We start from the raw sequence: 18289 nt of genomic DNA, 5'->3' as shown, positions 1-18289 counted from the left end.
CCCACTGTGGTCGCGGACCGGTTGGCCTCAAGAGCGCAGCTTGGCCTCAAGCGTGCAGCGCGCCCGGGCGGCGGCAAGATCACGTGCCCGTGGTCTGCGATTTCGGGGCGCATTTCATGATCATGTACCGCTGGTATGCGAGAAGCGGCCTCTGAGTGCAGATGACGGGAACATGATCAACGAATTCGAGCCGAGGACGCAGACCACGGGCACATGATCTTGCTCGGCTGCTCGGCTGCTCGGCTGCTCGGCTGCTCGGTTCCGCCGGTCCGTTGCGCGGCCGCGAAGATCGTCGGCTGCCGACATTCTTGGCGGTCCCGCCAGTCATGGTCGTCGGATGCCGACGATCAATGCACGATTCGGCCCACGAATGTCGGAAGCCGACGATCATGGGGGACGTCAGCGCCAAGAATGTCGGCTTCCGACGATCACGACCGGCGAGACGGCCGAGAACGGAGGCGGGTGACGGTAATGCAGCGCCGCGACAGTCCCAACGACCGCAGCCGATCATGTGCCCGCGATCGGTGAAAGCTCGCGGCTAGGGTCCTAGGACGGCGTACGCGGTGTGACGGCTGCGTCGCGGGCAAGAGGATCACCGCTGTTGGTACTCGACGGCCCGTTCGATCGCGCGGTAGATCTTGGCGTACCGCGTGTAGTCCTCAAGGCGCAGAAGCAGCAGCTCGGTGCCGGACGCGGCGGCCCAGATCTCGTACACCGCGTCGCCTTTGTCGTAGCTGTCGTCGACGCGGTGCAGCATCCATTCCCAGATCGCCCAGCCGAAGCCGCCCGCCATCAGCACCAGGGCGAGCAACAGGAGAGTGTTCCGCGGGACGTGTACGCCGCCGATGTTCGCCTCCGTGTACGCCGCGGCGACGAAGGCGACGAGGATGACGAGCCCGATGAGCCCGGCGAGCGTCATGATCGTGTTGAGCACGCCGCGGCCGGCGGTGCGGCTGCGTACTCGCCACGTCGCGGGGCTCTCCTGATGCCACACGTACTCCAGCTCGGACAGACGCCAGCGCCGGTCCTCGATCTGCAGGTACGTGGAGGTCACCACGACCGTCGGGTCCCGATAGAAGGTGATCATGGCGGCCTCCGCGGGGATCGTCCCCACGGTACGGGTCGTCCGCAACCGAGCTGCGACACTGGTCGGGTGCGGATCACGGCGGCGCTCCTGACCTTCTTGCTGGCAACTCTGATCCCGGCGGCGGCGTACGCCGATCCGGGGGAGATGTCGGTGGCGTGCATCGTGAACGACAAGCGGGTCAGTGAGCTGTCGGGGCTGGTGGTGACCTCGTCGGGTTACATCGCGATCAACGACTCGAACTGGGACGCCTCCGCCATCCGGATCTTCTACCTCGACAAGAAGTGCAAGCTCACGAAGTCGGTCGGCTATCCGACGGCGGCCCGTGATCCCGAGGACGTCGCGCTGGCGAAGGACGGCACGCTGTGGGTCGCCGACATCGGGGACAACTACAACGCGCCCGTACGCCGGAAGACCATCGCGGTCTGGAAACTGTCGCCTGGGGCGAAGAGCCCGGTGATCTACCGGCTGGCGTACCCGGATGGGCCGCATGACGCGGAGACGTTGCTGCTGGCGGCGGACGGTACGCCGATCATCGTGACCAAGGAGCTGACCGGCCGGTCGGAGATCTTCGTCCCCACCGGCCCGTTGGTGGCGAAGTCGGCCGACGGTGTGCTGTTGAAGCGGGTCGGGTCGGTGCGGCTGCCGGATTCGCAGACGCCGAACTTCCTGGACAGCATCGGCCGCCGGTTGGTGACCGGGGGAGCGGTGTCGCCGGACGGGCGGCACGTCGTGTTGCGCACGTACGCCGACGCGTTCGAGTGGGACATCGTGGACGGCGACATCGTCAAGACGCTGACGGACGAGGAGCCGAGGGTGACTCCGTTGCCGGACGAGCAGCAGGGTGAGGCGATCGCGTACGCGCCCGACGGGTCGGCCTTCGTGACGGCGTGCGACGAACCGACCGGTCCGACGACGTTGCGCCGTTACGTGCCGGCGGCTCGGCCCTCGCCGTCCCCGTCGCCGGACGCGGCGGACCCGGCGGACCCGGCGGCATCCGAGCAGGAGTTGGCCGGTGACGCGGGCGAGCCGGGGAATCGGCTGATGTTCGCCGTGGGGATCACCGGTCTTGTGCTGGTGGCGCTCGGGATCGCCGGGCTGGCGCTGCGCCGGCTGAAGGGCCAGCCCAGAGCATGATTGAGGGAGTTGACTCTTTCCCAATCTCGATGTTGCCTCTAGATTGATGCGGGAGCGCTCCCACGCCCATGGGAGAGCCCGTCCATGAAGGAGAATCCGTGCACTCGTCCTCCCACACGAGGCTCGCGGCGGTGCTCGCCGCCGCGACGGCCGCCCTCGCGGCCACCGTCGTCGGCCTGCTGGCCGGCGGTGAGCCGTCCTACGCCGGAACGCTCTCCGGCACCTTCTACAAGGACCCGAACAGCAAGGTCCTCCAGTGGCTGGCGGCCAATCCCAACGACTCGCGTGCGTCCCTGATCCGGGACCGCATCGGCGCTCAGCCGCAGGGCCGATGGTTCGCCAGCTGGAACCCGAGCACCATCCAGTCCGAGGTCTCGGCGTACGTGTCCGGGGCCAACTCCGCCAACCAGATTCCCCTGGCGATCGTCTACGAGATCCCCAACCGCGACTGCGGTGGCGCGAGCGCCGGTGGCGCGCCGGACTACAACCAGTACCGTTCGTGGGTCGACTCGTTCGCCCGTGGGCTCGGTACGCGTACCGCGGTGGTGTTGCTGGAACCGGACTCGCTCGCGCTGCAGACCTGCCTCAGCAGCACCGAGCTGGCCAACCGCAACTCGGCGCTGGCGTACGCGATCAACGCGATCAAGTCCAACAACCCGAGTGCGAAGGTCTACCTCGACGCCGGGCACTCGGCCTGGAACAGCGCGGGCGACCAGGCGCAACGGCTCGTCAACGCCGGCGTACGCAGTGCGGACGGCTTCTACAGCAACGTGTCCAACTTCCGCTGGACCGCCGACGAGGTCGCGTACGGCCGGAATGTGCTGAACGCGATCGGGGCGTCGAACCTGCACCAGGTGATCGACGTCAGCCGCAACGGCAAGGGCCCGAACGGCAGCGAGTGGTGCGACCCGTCCGGCCGGGGTGTGGGCGTGCCGCCGACCACCGCCACCGGTGAGTCGACCGTGGACGCGTTCGTGTGGGCCAAGCCGCCGGGCGAGGCCGACGGATGCGCCGCGTCCGCTGGGACGTTCGTCGCCGATCTGGCGTACCAGTTGGCTTTGAACGGCGTGGTGCCGACGGCGACCGCGACCGCGACGAGCAGCCCGAGCAAGAGCGTCAGCCCGAGCGCGAGTCCGAGCGCGAGCACCAGCCCCAGCGCGAGCACGAGCCCGAGCGCCAGCAGCAGCCCGACCGGCAACGCCTCGTGTTCGGTGGCGTACCGGGTGGACAGTCAGTGGAACAACGGGTTCACCGCCGCGGTGACGATCACCAACCGGGGCCCAGCGATCAACGGCTGGACGCTGACCTTCTCGTTCACCGGCAATCAGGTCATCACCAACCCGTGGAACACCGGAGTGACCCAGTCGGGCACCGCGGTCACCGCCAAGGATGTCGGTTACAACAGTTCGATCTCCACCGGCGGCACCGTGAGCTTCGGCTTCCAGGCGACCTACAGCGGGACCAACGGCGCGCCGACGGGTTTCAAGCTCAACGGCGTGGCCTGCTCCTGAACCTTCCGTCCTCTCCGGAAGAATGCGGCGTGACCTGCGAGATCCGCGGGTCACGCCGCAATCGCGTCCACGGGGGGACTCATGCGCATCCGCGCCATAACGCTGGCCGTCGCCAGCCTCATCGTCATCACTCCGGCCCAGGCTCACGCCGCGTCGCCGCCGGACCCGATCGCCTTCGTCCGCGGCGGGGACGTCTGGGTGCGTACGGCCGCGAAGACCTTCCCGGTCAGTCACGGCGGGCACGCCGTCTGGCCGCGCTTGTCGCCCGATAAAAGCCAGATAGCGTACGCGGAAAGCGGAAACGTCGTCATCGCGTACATCGGGGGCGGGCCGGAGAACGTCTACTCCACCGAGCTGACCCACGGTAAGGACGCGGGCGGTCCCGCCTGGTCGCCGGACGGCCGCTTCCTGGCGTACCGGGCCGGGGAAGTCCACAGCGGACTGCTGACGATCCTGCGGCTGGGATCGGCCGAAAGCGGTCGCGTCACGGTCGCCGGGCGCGAGGAGCACGCCGCTCCCCGAGTCGGCTTCGACCAGCTCCGGACGGCGAACACGCTGGACTGGTCGCCCGACGGCAAGTCGATCGCCTTCCCGGGCGGGGACTGCTGGGGCATCTACGACGACTGCCTGACGGTGCTGGATCTGGCGTCGAACACGGAGAAGACGATCGCCGCGTGGGGCGGCGGTGGCCAGGAGCTGTCCGGGTTCGCCACGACTCCTCGGTTCAGCGGCGACTCGCGCAAGCTGTTCTGGACCCAGCAGGAGGACGTCATCGACCAGTCCGACCCGAGCCCGCTGCGGGCGTACGGCTTCAATCTCGCGACGGAGCAGCGCTGGCAGGTCGGCGTCGACGGTGACACCGTTCCGGTCCACCTCGGCAACGGGCACTTCATCGTCACCGCGCGGCACGCCGGGACGAACTGGGTGGCGTACCTGAGTGGGACGGCGCACACCTGGCTGGTTCCGGGTGGACAGGCCGACGCCCGTCGCTGAGGGGAGAGGTCCGGCTTCTCAGCCGACTCCCAGGCCGGGCCGCTAGGGTGATGTGGATGCAGCAGATGACCTGCCCGAAGTGCCAAGGCGCGATGCGCCAGTACGAGCGCAGCGGGGTGGTGGTGGATCAGTGCTCCGAGTGCCGGGGGATCTTCCTCGACCGTGGTGAGCTGGAGAAGCTCGTCGACGCGGAGAACTCGTTCTACGGCCAGTCCTCGCAGGCCCCACCGCCCGCGCAGCCCCAACCGCCGCAGCCGCCGCAGTATCAGCAGCCACCTCAGCATCAGCAGCAGTACGCGCAGCAGCACCACCAGCAGCCGCGCTACGAGGAGCGCCGGTACGACAGCGACGGCTACGGTCGCGATTACCACTATAAGAAGAAGAAAAAGCACAGCTTCTTCGAAGAGCTCTTCGACTGAGCAGACCTCCTGAGCCCCGGGGCCTATCACCCGGGGCTCAGGCGTCTCCGGCGTCGGAGTCTCACGCGTCCCGTACGACCTCGGCCAGCGCCACCAGCGTCAACGAGTCCGGCGTGAGATAGCCGTCGTGGCCGTTCACGTTGCCGGTCGGCAGCAGCCGCGCGCCGTACGCGTCGCCGGTCGGATCGGCGCCGTGCCCCAGCCCCGCCACGCGTACGCCGGGGACCCAGCCGATCCAGTCGCTGTCGGCGCGGGCCGCCCACAGCCGGGCGGTCGTGTGGAAGCCGTCGCCGAGGCCGGGGGAGGCGAGTACCACGATGTCGGTGACCGTGGGGCCGAGGTGGGCGGCGGCCAGTCCGATCACGACGGTGCCGTAGCTGTGCCCGACGAGGACCACCTTCGCGGCCGGATTCGTCACGGCCAGCCCCTCGACGAACTTCGTCAGCGCCGCCGCTCCCGCTTCGGCCCGGTCTTCGCGTACGGCGGCTTTGCCGAAGCCTTCCGGCGGGTCGTAGCCGAGCCAGGCGATCACCGCGGTCTGCGGATCGTCGACCGCGGCGGCGACCGTCCGGGCCTGCGTCGCCGGGGCGCGCCGGGCGACGCCGCCCAGCCCCCGGTCGAAGTCGGCCAATGTGGTGTCGCTGCCGGGCACGATCACCACGATCTTGCGAGCGTTGGCGAGGTCGCCGACCACCTCGACGGCCCGGCCGTCACCGGTCGGGTCCCAGGCGAGGAAGGTGCGCTGGTCGGCCGCCCGGCGCAGCACCGACGTCGCGGCGTACCGGAGGGCGACGGGTGCGCCGTCGAGGGCGGCGACCACTTCGGGATGGCGTACGGCGAGAGCGGCGCGCTGAGCCGGGCCGAGCGCGGCGAAGAAGCCGGCGACCTGCCGGGGCGTGGCGGTCGCGGGATCGAGCCCGAGCGTCGCCGCGTCGGCGCGCCAGGCGCTCGTATCGGGCTCCGGCAGGGCGGCGTCGTCAGCCGACAGCAGGGGAGCGCCGAGGGCGGACAACACCGGTACGCCGAGAGCGGTGAGGGCGAGGGCGGTCTTGGCGAATGGCATGCGGGCCACGATCGCCGTCGACCCGGGCCGGACGCGTCACACCACGGAGCCAAGTCCGGGCTCATTCCACAGTGCTACGCCGATCCCGGAGTGACCAGACCCGACTCGTACGCGACGACGACCGCCTGGGCCCGGTCGCGCAGGTCCAGCTTGGCCAGGATTCGGCCGACGTGCGTCTTCACCGTCTGCTCGGCGACCACCAGACGAGCGGCGATCTCCTGATTGGACAGTCCTTGGGCAATGAGGGCGAGCACCTCGGTCTCCCGGGCGGTCAGGCCGCCGAGCGACGGGGGAGCGGTGCGGTGCTGGTCGGGCCGCCGGGCGAACTCCTCGATCAGCTTTCGGGTGACCGACGGGGCGAGCAGCGCTTCTCCGGCGGCGACGACCCGTACGGCGTGGACGAGTTCGGCCGCCGGCGCGTCCTTCAGCAGGAAGCCGCTCGCTCCGGCGCGGAGCGCGGCGTACACGTATTCGTCGAGGTCGAACGTCGTCAGCATGAGCACGCGGGTGCCCTCCGCGACGACCAGCGGAGTCGCGGCGAGCCCGTCCATGCGGGGCATCCGGATGTCCATCAGCACCAGGTCGGGGCGTCGTTGCCGGACGAGCGCCACCGCCTCCACCCCGTCAGCGGCCTGCCCGACGACCTCGATGTCCGGCTGCGCGCCCAGCAGCGCGGCAAACCCCTCGCGCACCATCTGCTGGTCGTCGACCACCATCACGCGTACGCTCACTCCGCCTCCCCGACCGGCAGCGTCGCCGCCACCTCGAAACCGCCGTCGGCGGTCGGCTCTGCCCGCAGCGTCCCACCCAATACCAGGGCCCGTTCGCGCATGCCCAGCAGGCCGTGGCCGCTGCCGCCGGACGTCGCGGGCTCCGGGCCCGGCTCATTGCGTACCAGTAGATCTAGAAGACCACTGTGGACCTGGACCGTCACGTGGACCTGAGTGCCCGCGGCGTGGCGAGCCGCGTTGGACAGCGCCTCCTGGACGATCCGGTAGGCCGCGAGGCCGGCCGCGGGCGACACCTCGCCGTCGAGCGTGAGATCGGCGTCGATGCGCAGACCCGCGTGCCGCGCGGTGCCGATGAGTTCGGGCAGGTCGGCGAGGGCCGGCTGCGGAGCGCGTTCGGGCTCACCCGGACCGGTACGCAGCGCGCCCAGCATCCGCCGCAACTCGACGAGGGTCTGCCGGGCCGACGCCGCGACCTCGAGGAACTCCGCGCGGGCCGAGTCGGGCAGGTCAGGCAGCCGATACGGGGCGGTTTCGGCTCGCACCGCCAGCAGCGACATCGAATGCGCCACCACATCGTGCAGCTCGCGGGCGATGCGGGCGCGCTCCTCCAGCAGTGCCCGGCGCGCCTCGGCGAGCTCGCTGCGCTCCTCCTGGACGTGCAGTTCGGCCTGCGCCCGGCGGCGGACCTGGATCTGCTGGCCGAGGATGACGACGACGACGATGAGCAGGGTGGCGCTCGCGCCGTTGGCGTTGGGCATCAGCGACCACAGGAGAACGCAGGTGATCACGGCGGACCAGAGGGTGACGCCGGACGGCGCTCGCAGCGCGACGTAGAACAGCACCACCAGCGCGACCAGGACTTGGGTGGCCACCCAGGGCCAAGCCTCGTTGCCGGCCCGGCCGTACGCGCCGAGCACGAGACCGACGGCGGCCAGCCGCCACGTCCACACCGGTTTGATCCGGACGAACAGCACCGGGGCCATGACGAGGACGGCCATCGCCGCCGCCACCAGCCCTTCGAAATGACGATTGTCCTGGTAGAACTGCTGCGTGGCGATGGTCAGCCCGATCCAGGCCAGTACGCCGACCGGCGCGAGCAGCGGCGTGAACCAGCGACTCTTCGCGGGCCGCCGGACGGCGGGCGCGGACGGGTCCGGGCCCCACACCGTCCGCAGCAGATCACGGACCACCCGGGCGAGGAAACTGCTCATCACCCGCAGGTTAACCGCCATACCGGGGCGTACGCGTCACACCCCGGAGCCAGGCGCTCGTAGCTCTCAGGTATGAGAGCCGGCCGGCGCTTTCGCGCTGGATCACGGATCTGGGTCGTATTCCGCCCAAGATTCGACCCACATCCCTGATCCAGCGCCAATAGCGAGGGCGGGGATCACGGCCGCCGCGGGTCGACCAGGCCCGCCCACGGGTTGTAGTCGACTTCGAGCGGCTCCTGGTCGGGGCGTTGCGCCTCGGGCACGTGCTGCAGGTTGACCCGGATGCGGTACCAGACCGAGCTGCGCCCGCGCATCCCGTCGACCAGCACGTCGGCCGGTTCGAGCCGGGCGGCGACGTCGCCGTGGCGCTCCTTCCAGCGCTCGAACCCGGCCAGCGCCTCGTCCTTGGTCTTCGCCCGGGCGATCTCGATCAGTGGCATCGTCGACTGGCGGCGGCCGTCCTTCGACGCGCCCTTCGGCGGCTTCTCCGCCGGGCCGAGCTTCTTCGCCAGGTCGAGCAGGCCGTCGAGGCCCCCGGCGGTGGCCTCCATGCCGGCCCAGGGATCGCCGCGTTCGGCGTACCGGGGTGGGACGGTGACGACGGTGAAGTCCGACGGGCGGCAGCCGGGGACTTCGTCCCAGGTCAGCGGGGTGGACACGCGGGCGTCCGGCAGCGGGCGCACCGAGTACGCCGAAGCCACCGTCCGATCCTTGGCGTTCTGGTTGAAGTCCACGAAGACGCCTTCGCGGTCTTCCTTCCACCACTTGCTGGTGGCCAGGTCGGGCACCCGGTTCTCCACCTCCCGGGCCACCGTCTCGGCGGCCAGCCGCACCTTCGGGTACGCCCAGTCCGGCCGGATGCGGGCGTACACGTGGAAGCCGCGCGAGCCGGAGGTCTTCGGCCAGGCGGTCAGCCCGAAGTCTTCGAGCACCTCCTTGGCGGCCAGCGCCACGTCGACGATCTGCCCCCATTCGACGCCCGGCACCGGGTCGAGGTCGATGCGCAGCTCGTCGGGGTGATCGAGGTCTTCGGCCAGCACCGGATGCGGGTTCAGGTCGACGCAGCCGAGGTTGATCACCCAGGCCAGCCCGGCCGCGTCGCGTACGACGACTTCTTCGGCGGAGGTGCCGGAGGCGTACTTGAGCTCGGCGACCTCGATCCAGTCCGGGCGGGTGGACGGCGCTCGCTTCTGGAAGAACGCCTCCTGGTCGAGGCCCTTGACGAAGCGTTTGAGGATCATCGGCCGCCCGCGTACGCCGAGCAGCGCGCCGTCGGCGACCGCCAGGTAATAGCGCACGAGGTCGAGCTTGCTGAGGCCGGGCTCCGGGAAGACCACCTTGTCGGGATGGGTGATCGTCACCGCTCGCCCAGCTACTTCCACGGTCTGCGAGGCCGCCATGTGCCCACCATACGCATCACGATCGAGGTGTAGAGTCCGTCCGCATGGCGGAAAGCGTTTTCCATCCGGTCCCGGGCCAGCTCACGTCCCTGTTGCGCGACATCGAGGCGGTCGCGGCCGACGATTCGCCGCTGCCGGCGCTCGGCTTCGCGGCGTACCACGACTTCTTCGTGACCGGCAATCGCATGCGCTACGAGAAGCTGTACTTCCAGCGGCGCGCGCGGCTCAACGCCCTGGCCGCGCAGGCGTTGCTCGACCCGGCCGCCGACGTGACCCGGCTCGCAGACGTCCTGTGGGCCGTCTGCGACGAGCACACGTGGGCGCTGCCCGCGCACATACATTACGGCCGCGCTTTCGGTCCCGACCAGACCCTCGATCTTTTCGCGGCCGAGACCGCGCACACCCTCGCGGAGATCGTCACCGGTCTCGGTCCGCGGCTGGATCCGCTTGTCTCCCAACGGGTACGCACAGAGGTGGAGCGTCGTGTGCTGGTCCCGTTGGCCGATCCGAGACCGCTGGCGTGGGAGGGCTTCGGGAACAATTGGGAGTCGGTCTGCGCCGGGGCGGCCGGAATGGCGGCGCTGCTGCTCGAGCCGCCGTCGGATCGACTTTCGGCGATGCTGGAACGCTGCGGCAAGGCGATGGACCGGTTCCTCGCCGGATATGGCGACGACGGCGGCTGTCCGGAGGGCGTCGACTACTGGGTCTACGGCTTCGGCTACTTCGTCTACTACGCGGAGATGCTGCGTGAACACACCGGCGTGGACCTGCTGGACGACCCGAAGGTCGCGCAGATCGCCGCGTTCCCGCATCGCGCCGCGCTCGGCGGCGGGGCGTACGCACCCTTCTCGGACGCGTCCGAGCGCCCGTGGCTGCCGGCCGGGCTGCTCACGCTGCTCGCCGAGCGATTCGGTACGCCGCCGCCCGCGGTGATCCCGTCGTTCCACGACGACCACTGCTACCGATGGGCGCACCTGGCCCGGACCTTGGCCTGGTACCAGCCCGTCTCCGCCGTCTCGGCGCTCGCCGCCTCGGATTTCCTGCCCGACCTGGCCTGGGTGGTCGACCGGGGCCCCGACGCCGTCTTCGCCGCCAAGGGCGGGCACAACGACGAGCCGCACAACCACATCGATCTCGGCGCGTTCCTGCTCCACGTACGTGGCCGCACGATCCTCGCCGACCTCGGCGCGGGCGAATACACCCGGTCGTACTTCAGCGAAACCCGCTACGACCACCTGCACCCGTCGGCGCGGGCGCACTCGATCCCCGTCGTCGACGGACAGCTGCAACTGCCCGGCCGGGCCCGGCTCGCGTCCGTCGTCCGGCACGAGGTGCTGCCCGACGGCGTCTCCGTCGACCTCGACCTGACCGCGGCGTACGAGGTCGACGGGCTGCGCCGGCTGGTCCGGCGGTTCCGCTGGTGGCGTACCGGACGGTTGGAGCTGACCGACGAGGTCACCGCCGACCGGCCGCTGCCGCTGACGGAGGTGTTCGTCAGCCGGTACGCCCCCGTCGTCGGCGACGGGACCGTGACCTGGAACGAAACCGTCACGCTGGACAGGACTGGCCCCGTGGAGGTGGACGTCGTCGAGGCGAGCGATCACCGCGCGCGGCTCGATGTGGCGTACCGGGTGCTGGTGCCGCTGACCGCGCCGGTCGGGGAGTCGGCGCACACCTTCGCCTTCACGGTCTGCTGAGCTTCTGCGCCATGCGTCGATGACCGGCGGGCAAGGCAAGATCAAGTGCCCGCGGTCTGCCTTCTGGGCTCGATTTCGTTGATCAAGTACCGGCCGTCTGCGCTCAGACGGCATTTTGCGCAGACCAGCGGCACATGACCTTGGAAAGCGGCCGAAAATCGCAGACCACGGGCACACAAAGGGCGGCGGCGCGGGCGGTCTCAGACGGTGAGGACGGGCGGCAGCGCGAACGCCGCGAACACCTCCGGATGCTGGAAGACGTAGGTGTGCGCGATCCGGCCGTCGCGAACGGTGAAGACCTGCAGGGTGTGCAGCCGCAGAACGCCCTCCTCGTCGGCGCAGTACGCGGCGATCCCCGGTTGGGTGTTCGCGCCAACCGGCGCAGTACGCCAGACGCGCCCGCGCATGTCGTAGACGCGCGCCATGAACCGCCCGTAGTCGGTGGCTCCGCGGAACCAGAGCGGCACCGGCGGCATCTCCAGCACGACGTCGGCGCTGAGCAGCTCGATCAGCCGATCGACGTCGGCCGCCTCGAACGCCTCGACATAGCGGTCCACGGTTCGGCGTACGCCGTCGGCCGGCTCGTCCATCTCGTCGGCGATCGGCCCGGCGGCCGCCACCCCCGCGCGGGCGCGCTGCAACGCGCTGTTGACCGCCGCCGGTGAGGTGTCGAGTAGCCGGGCGGTCTCGTCGGCGCTGAACTCGAGCACGTCCCGCAGCACCAGCACAGCCCGCTGGCGCGCCGGGAGCAGCTGCAACGCGGCCACCAACGCCAGCCGCAGCGTCCCCCGACGGACGACGTGGCCAGCCGGATCGTCGAGCCGGGTGTCCGGGAACGGCTGCAGCCACGGCACGTCGAACGCGGGCACGAGCGGCGCCCGCGGATCGTCGCCCGGCGTACCGAGCCCGGCCGGCAGCGGACGCCGGGCTCGGCCCTCCAAGGAGGTCAGGCAGGTGTTCGTCGCGATCTTGTAGAGCCACGTACGCACGGACGCGGTGCGCTCGTCATAGCGACCCCAGGCCTTCCAGGCCCGCAGGAACGCCTCCTGCACCGCGTCCTCGGCCTCCGGCATCGAGCCGAGCATCCGGTAGCAGTGCACCAGCAGCTCCCGGCGATGCGGTTCGGCTCGTGTCTCGAAGTCCGGCACGTGGTCACTCCTTACAGATGAACCGGGGCGTTGGCGTACGCCGCGATCTTCCAGTCGCCGCCCGAGCGAACGAACACCCAGGTGGCGTGCCGCTCCCGCTCGGCAGCCAAGGTCATCTCACCCGGCATCAAGGTACCCGCGTGGCTGACGACGATCGCGGCGTCGCCGGTGATCCGGATGCTCTGCGGGACGTCGACGCCCTGCGTGCCGGCCAGCCGACCGGCGAACGCGGCGGCCATGAACTCGCGGATGGCCTCGCGGCCGTTGTGGAACAGGCCCGGCATGACCACGGTGGCATCCTCGGTGTACAGATCGGCGAACGCGTCGGCGTCGTACGCCCGCCACGCGTCGTAGATCCCGCCGAGGACAGAGCGGATCGCGGCCTCGTCGGCGCTGATGGTGGTGGTGACAGTTGCGCTGGTCATCGTGGTGATCCTTCCGGTGCGTCAGAGCGGCCCGGCGAGCGGGCCGGTGAAGTGGACGCCCGGATATACCGGCGGGGCGGCGAGAATTCATCGCCCCGCCGGAAAGAACTTTTCTCAGGAGTCGACGCGGGTGGTCTCGGGCGAGACCGTGCCGGTCGCCGCCGGGGCGGGCGGAGTCACCGCCTTGCCGTTGTTGCGGACGAACAGCACGGTCAGCGCCGCCAAGCCGAGCACGATCAGCGGCAGCACCATGGTGCTCTTCATGGCCGCGGTGAAGCCCTCGTGGAACGTCTTGAGGGCCAGCTCGACGATCGCGTGCGGGGTGTTCGGCGGCATCGACGCGCCGCTCTGGCCCGCGCCGACTTCGAGGCTGCCGGAGCTGGCGTTCTTGAACGCGTCGACGAACCGGGCCTGCTGTTCGGCCGGCAGCGCCTTGGCGTTGGTCTCGGCGCTGTCGGTCAGCTTGGTGACGAGCTGGTTCTGCAGCAACGCGCCGACGGCGGCCGAGCCGATGACGCCGCCCAGCTGGCGGGTGGTGTTGATCATTCCGGAGGCCGCTCCGGCCACCTGCGGCTGGATGTTGCGCATCGCGATCGTCTGCAGCGGGGCGAACGTGCAGCCGAGACCCAGCCCGGCGACGAGCAGGCCGGGGATCAGGTCGCCGCGGTTGGAGTTCACCTGCGCCGTGAAGACGACGATGCTCAGCCCGACGGCCCACAGGGTCAGGCCGAAGAAGAGCACCCATTTGCCGCCGGTCTTGTCCGACAGCCGTCCGGCGATCGGGGCCACGACCATGGAGACCAGCGACATCGGCGCGACGGCGAGACCGGCCTGGAGCGCGGTCAGGCCCAGCACCGACTGCAAGTAGATGATCAGCGGCAGGAACAGACCCAGCATGCCGAACGCGATGGCCGCCACGACCCAGTTCATCAGGGAGAAGTTGCGGTCGGCGAAGATCCGGAACGGCACCAGCGGCTCCTGGTCGCGCTGGGCGTACTGCTGCCAGAGGAAGATCGCCAAGACCACGACGCCCGCGCCGATGATCTCCGGGATGGTGATCGGGCCCCACGCCTTGCCCCAGTCGTAGCTCTGCCCCTGGATCAGGCCGTAGCAGATGAGGAACAGCGACAGCGTGATCAGGGCGGTGCCCAGCCAGTCGAGCCGATGCTTGCGGTTCAACCGCAGGTCGGGCATGACGATGACGGCCATGATCAGGGCGACGATGCCCACCGGCAGGTTGACGTAGAAGATCCAGCGCCAGTCCCAGTTCGTGACGAGCCAGCCGCCCAGCGTCGGGCCGGCGATGGTGGCCACGCCGGCGACCGCGCCCCAGATGCCGAAGGCGGCGCCACGCCGCTCGGGCGGGAAGATCACCGTCAGGACCGACAACGTCTGCGGGGTCAGCAGTGCGCCGCCGACGCCCTGGATCACCCGGAACGCGATCAGCTGGCCGGGGTTCTGAGCGAGGCCACAGGCCGCCGAGGCCAGCGTGAAAATGATCAGGCCGAGGATGAACAGCCGCTTGGCGCCGTAGAGGTCGCCGAGCCGGCCTGCGGTGATGAGCAACACCGCATAAACCAGGATGTATGCGTTGAGGATCCAGAGGATCTGATCGAGTGAGGCGCCGAGCTGGTCGATCATGTTCGGGATCGCGATGTTCACGATCGTGGTGTCCAGCAGGATCATGAAGAACCCGAGGCAGAGTACGGCCAGTACGAGCCACGGGCTGTGCTTGGTCACCGGCGGCGAGCCGGGTCCTGAGGTCATGGTCGCGGTCTCCAGTCGAAGTGTGATCTCACCCGTAGCCTCGCCCCGTCGGGGCCAAACGTCCAGAGATTCGCCAATGTTGTGCAGACCTACTCGCCGACGTATACTCGCCTACGAGTAATGTGGCGCAGGGGAGAAGGTGGGACGTGGCGAAGCGGCGCAAGGTCGGCAACATGCTGGCGCTGGCGATCCTGGCCAACCTGCTCGCCAAGCCCATGCACCCGTACGAGATGGCGGCCACCCTGCGCGAGCGCGGCAAGGACCAGGACATGCCGATCAAGTGGGGTTCGCTCTACACCGTCGTCGGCAACCTGGAGAAGCACGGCTTCATCCGGGCCGTGCAGAGCGAGCGGCAGGGGCTGCGCCCGGAGCGGACGATCTACGAGATCACCGAGGCCGGGCGGGCCGAGCTGACCGACTGGCTGCGCGAGATCGTCGGGGTCGCCGAGCGGGAGATCCCGCGGTTCGAGGCGGGCCTGTCGCTGCTCGGCGTACTGCCGCCGGACGAGGTGGTCGCGTTGCTGGAGCAGCGGCTCGCCGATCTCACGGAGCAGCTCGCGACGGCCGAGGCGGCGCTGCGATCGGCGCCCGTTCCCCGGATCTTCCTGCTCGAAGGCGAATACGACCTCGCCGTACGCCGAGCGGAGGCCGATTGGATCGAAGGGCTGCTCGGCGAACTGCGTGACGGCACGCTGCCGGGCGCGAAGCAGTGGCGGGAGTGGCACGAGAACGGAGCCGACCCGAGCCAGCTGCTCAGCCTGATGGGAGAACTGACGGCCGAAGGGGGACCGGAGGCCTGAGAAGAAGACCCCGGCGCGGTGCTGCAACACCTCGCCGGGGCCACACCAGAGCGAACCGAACCGCGAGACGGCCCGATTGCCCGGTCGCACCAGCAAGGATAACCGTCTCGCCGGTCCGGTACGCGTACGCACCGGAGGAGAAGATGCGTGACAACCCCGGGCCGGCCGTGATGGCCGAGGCCCTCGTGAAGACCTATCCCGGCGACGTCCGGGCGCTGGACGGGCTGTCGCTGGCCGTCCAGCCGGGCGAGGTGTTCGGGCTGCTCGGCCCGAACGGCGCCGGCAAGTCCACCACGATCAAGATCCTGACGACGCTGGCCCGCCCCGACAGCGGGACGGCGACCGTCGCCGGGCACGACGTGCTGCGCGCCCCCGACCGCGTACGCCGGGTGATCGGAGTGGTGGCGCAGCGATCGGGGGCAGACCCGACGGCTTCCGGCCGGGACAATCTGACCCTGCAAGGCCGCCTCTACGGCATGTCCGGCAGTGCTCTGCGGAAGCGGGTGGCCGACCTGCTGGACCGCTTCGGCCTCACCGAGGCGGCCGGGCGGGCGGTCAAGACCTACTCGGGCGGGATGCAGCGCCGCCTCGACATCGCGCTGGGTCTCGTGCACCGGCCGCAGGTGCTTTTCCTCGACGAGCCCACGACCGGGCTCGACCCCGAGGCGCGGGCGGCGATGTGGGCCGAGATCGCCCGGCTCGCCGCCGACGACGCGCTCGCCGTCGTCCTCACCACGCACTACTTGGACGAGGCGGATCGGCTGGCCGCCCGGCTGGCGATCGTCGACAGTGGACGAATCGTCGCCGAGGGCGAGCCCGAGGTGCTCAAGGGCGAACTCCGGGGCGACGCAGTGCACCTCACGCTGCGGCAGGCCGCCGGAACCGGGGTGCTGGCGTTGCTCGGCGATCTGCCCGGCGTACGCGAGACCACAGTGGACGGCGTGACGGTCAGCGCCCGGGCCGACGACGGAGCGGCGGCCGTGCCCGGCATCCTCGCCGCGCTCGATCGGGCCGGCGTACCGGTGGCGGCGGTGACCGTCGCCCGTCCGTCGCTGGACGACGTCTACCTGCGCTACACCGGCCGCCGGTTCGACGCGGAGAAGACCGGCGCGAAGACGGGCGAGCAGACGGTGGAGGTGGCGGCGTGAACATCGTGACGCAGACCTGGTGGATGACGCACCGCCGGCTCAAGGCGCTGTTCCGGCAGCCCGCGGTGCTCGTGATCACGCTCGTGCAGCCCGCCGTCTGGCTGTTCCTGTTCGGCGCACTGTTCAAGCGGGTCGTCGAGCTGCCGGGCTTCGGCTCATCGTCCTATCTGGACTACCTGATCCCGGGCGTGGTCGTGATGAACGCGGTCTCGGCCAACATGTGGTCCGGCATGGGCGCGATCGACGAGATCGAACGCGGCACGCTCAACCGGTTCCTGGTCGCGCCGATCCGGCGCAGCGCCATCGTCAACGCGGGCGTGATCGAGGCGGCGGTCAGCACGATCGTCCAGTCGCTGATCATCGTGCTGCTCGGGTGGCTCGCCGGGGCGGAGTTCCCGGGCGGCGTCGGCGGCGTCGCGGCGCTGCTGGCGGCGTGCGTACTGCTCGGGACGGTGTTCAACGGGCTCTCGACCGCGATGGGGCTCGCGGTCCGGCAACGGGAGACCATCATCGGCTTGAGCATCTTCCTGCTGCTGCCGCTGACCTTCCTGTCCACCGCGTTCATGGCCAAGGGGCTCATGCCCGGCTGGATTCAGCACGCCGCCGCGGCGAACCCGGTGAACTGGGCGGTCGAGATCGGCCGCACGGCCCTCAGTGCCGATCCGGACTGGGCCGCCATGGGCCGGCTCGGCGGCGGGCTGCTCGTGCTCGCACTGGCGCTGGTCGCGCTGTCGATCCGCAGCTTCCGCGGGTATCAGAAGTCGATCTGAGATCGCTTGACAGGGTGAGGGTAGGCTAACCTATCCTCACCCTGTGCCGTTCCGCATCTTCCCGGTCCGCGTCGTCCGGGTCACGCCGCTCAGTCCGTCCTTCGTCCGGGTCACGCTCGGTGGCGAATCGCTGCGCGACTTCGCCGACAACGGCTTCGACCAGCGGTTCAAGCTCATCCTTCCGCTTCCGGGCCGTGGCGTCGCCGATCTTCCGACCACAGCCGACTGGTACGCACAATGGCGTGCCCTGCCAACGGAACGTCAGAACCCCATCCGCACGTACACGGTGCGCGCTGTGCGAACACCGTCGGCCGGAACGCTCGAGCCGGGAGTGAGGACGGACGGCCGACCTCATCAGGCCCAGCCTGCGGAGGTGGACTTCGACGTCGCGCTCCACGGCGTGACCGGTCCGGCGTCGAAGTGGGCCGGCGAGGTTCAGCCGGGCGACGAACTGGCCGTCTACGGTCCCGACGCGTTGTACGGGGGAGTCCACGGGGGGATCGACTTCCATCCGCCCGCCGTGCTGGGGAGCGTACTGCTGGCCGGGGACGAGACGGCCGTCCCGGCGATCGCCGGCATCCTCGAACGGCTGCCCGCCGATGCGCAGGGGGTGGCGCTGCTGGAGGTGCCCGTCTCCGGCGACCGGTTCCCGATAGCGGCCCCGGCCGGGATGCAGGTCACGTGGTTGCCCCGAGACGGCGCGGCGCACGGCGTACGGCTGATCGAGGCGGTCCGCGCCGCGGCGGAACGGATGCTCCCGGTGCCCGTCGGCGCGGGCGCGTCCACGTTGGAGGATGTCGACGTCGACCAGCAGCTGCTCTGGGAGGTTCCCGAGGCGGTCCCCGACGGCCGGTACGCCTGGCTCGCCGGGGAGGCGGGGGTCATCAAGACTCTGCGCCGGGCGCTGGTCACCGAATACGGGCTCGACCGCCGCTCGGTGGCGTTCATGGGCTACTGGCGGCAGGGCAAAGCAGAGGGCGCCTGA

17 protein-coding genes are annotated in these 18289 nt (G+C 70.0%); 9 read left to right on the top strand and 8 right to left on the bottom strand.

What is annotated here, in order from left to right; all coding sequences use genetic code 11:
• Window positions 1-592 precede the first annotated feature (592 nt).
• A complete protein-coding gene (locus tag HOV77_RS04800) occupies window positions 593-1087 on the bottom strand; it encodes a DUF6232 family protein (RefSeq protein WP_290857921.1) in 495 nt (164 codons plus the stop codon).
• A gap of 66 nt (window positions 1088-1153) precedes the next feature.
• Here HOV77_RS04800 and HOV77_RS04795 point away from each other — a divergent pair, with 66 nt between their 5' ends.
• From HOV77_RS04795 to HOV77_RS04780, 4 genes are all read left to right on the top strand, one after another.
• Window positions 1154-2221, top strand: a complete 1068-nt coding sequence (locus HOV77_RS04795) for a hypothetical protein (protein ID WP_290857920.1) — start codon at window positions 1154-1156, stop codon at window positions 2219-2221.
• A 98-nt stretch (window positions 2222-2319) separates the two neighbouring features.
• The gene (locus HOV77_RS04790) at window positions 2320-3732 is read left to right on the top strand and encodes a glycoside hydrolase family 6 protein (RefSeq protein ID WP_290857919.1); all 1413 of its coding nucleotides are present in this window, start codon (window positions 2320-2322) and stop codon (window positions 3730-3732) included.
• Window positions 3733-3813: 81 nt separating this feature from the next.
• The gene (locus HOV77_RS04785; protein ID WP_290857918.1) at window positions 3814-4725 is read left to right on the top strand and encodes a hypothetical protein; all 912 of its coding nucleotides are present in this window, start codon (window positions 3814-3816) and stop codon (window positions 4723-4725) included.
• Between the two features lie 56 nt (window positions 4726-4781).
• On the top strand, window positions 4782-5144 hold the full coding sequence (locus tag HOV77_RS04780; RefSeq protein WP_290857917.1) for a zf-TFIIB domain-containing protein: 363 nt from the start codon (window positions 4782-4784) through the stop codon (window positions 5142-5144).
• A 61-nt stretch (window positions 5145-5205) separates the two neighbouring features.
• Here HOV77_RS04780 and HOV77_RS04775 read toward each other — a convergent pair whose 3' ends face one another.
• The 4 genes from HOV77_RS04775 to ligD form a co-directional block, all read right to left on the bottom strand.
• Window positions 5206-6207 carry an alpha/beta hydrolase gene (locus tag HOV77_RS04775; RefSeq protein WP_290857916.1) on the bottom strand — a complete coding sequence of 334 codons (1002 nt, stop codon included), beginning with the start codon at window positions 6205-6207 and terminating at the stop codon, window positions 5206-5208.
• 74 nt (window positions 6208-6281) lie between these two features.
• Entirely contained in the window at window positions 6282-6923 is a 642-nt protein-coding gene (locus HOV77_RS04770; protein WP_290858056.1) for a response regulator transcription factor, read from the bottom strand.
• A gap of 11 nt (window positions 6924-6934) precedes the next feature.
• On the bottom strand, window positions 6935-8149 hold the full coding sequence (locus HOV77_RS04765) for a histidine kinase (RefSeq protein ID WP_290857915.1): 1215 nt from the start codon (window positions 8147-8149) through the stop codon (window positions 6935-6937).
• Between the two features lie 176 nt (window positions 8150-8325).
• Entirely contained in the window at window positions 8326-9549 is a 1224-nt protein-coding gene (gene ligD / locus HOV77_RS04760; protein WP_290857914.1) for a non-homologous end-joining DNA ligase, read from the bottom strand.
• A 44-nt stretch (window positions 9550-9593) separates the two neighbouring features.
• On the opposite strand from ligD, the gene HOV77_RS04755 reads away from it, so the two are divergent.
• Complete coding sequence (locus HOV77_RS04755) at window positions 9594-11246, top strand: heparinase II/III family protein (RefSeq protein WP_290857913.1); 1653 nt, start codon at window positions 9594-9596, stop codon at window positions 11244-11246.
• 200 nt (window positions 11247-11446) lie between these two features.
• On the opposite strand, the gene HOV77_RS04750 is transcribed toward HOV77_RS04755, so the two are convergent.
• The 3 genes from HOV77_RS04750 to HOV77_RS04740 form a co-directional block, all read right to left on the bottom strand.
• Entirely contained in the window at window positions 11447-12394 is a 948-nt protein-coding gene (locus HOV77_RS04750) for an RNA polymerase subunit sigma-70 (protein WP_290857912.1), read from the bottom strand.
• A gap of 11 nt (window positions 12395-12405) precedes the next feature.
• Window positions 12406-12819: an SgcJ/EcaC family oxidoreductase gene (locus HOV77_RS04745; protein ID WP_290857911.1), complete on the bottom strand. Its 414-nt coding sequence runs from the start codon at window positions 12817-12819 to the stop codon at window positions 12406-12408.
• 114 nt (window positions 12820-12933) lie between these two features.
• The gene (locus tag HOV77_RS04740) at window positions 12934-14586 is read right to left on the bottom strand and encodes a DHA2 family efflux MFS transporter permease subunit (protein WP_290857910.1); all 1653 of its coding nucleotides are present in this window, start codon (window positions 14584-14586) and stop codon (window positions 12934-12936) included.
• A 146-nt stretch (window positions 14587-14732) separates the two neighbouring features.
• On the opposite strand from HOV77_RS04740, the gene HOV77_RS04735 reads away from it, so the two are divergent.
• The 4 genes from HOV77_RS04735 (at window position 14733) to HOV77_RS04720 (ending at window position 18289) form a co-directional block, all read left to right on the top strand.
• A complete protein-coding gene (locus HOV77_RS04735) occupies window positions 14733-15386 on the top strand; it encodes a PadR family transcriptional regulator (RefSeq protein WP_290857909.1) in 654 nt (217 codons plus the stop codon).
• Between the two features lie 143 nt (window positions 15387-15529).
• Complete coding sequence (locus tag HOV77_RS04730) at window positions 15530-16534, top strand: ATP-binding cassette domain-containing protein (protein WP_290857908.1); 1005 nt, start codon at window positions 15530-15532, stop codon at window positions 16532-16534.
• Entirely contained in the window at window positions 16531-17304 is a 774-nt protein-coding gene (locus HOV77_RS04725; RefSeq protein ID WP_290857907.1) for an ABC transporter permease, read from the top strand. Before HOV77_RS04730 ends, HOV77_RS04725 begins: the two co-directional genes overlap by 4 nt.
• Before the next feature lie 43 nt (window positions 17305-17347).
• Complete coding sequence (locus tag HOV77_RS04720; RefSeq protein ID WP_290857906.1) at window positions 17348-18289, top strand: siderophore-interacting protein; 942 nt, start codon at window positions 17348-17350, stop codon at window positions 18287-18289.

Source organism: Hamadaea sp., assembly GCF_013362815.1.
Classification (GTDB): Bacteria; Actinomycetota; Actinomycetes; order Mycobacteriales; family Micromonosporaceae; genus Hamadaea.
This window is presented reverse-complemented; position numbering and strand designations above follow the sequence as displayed.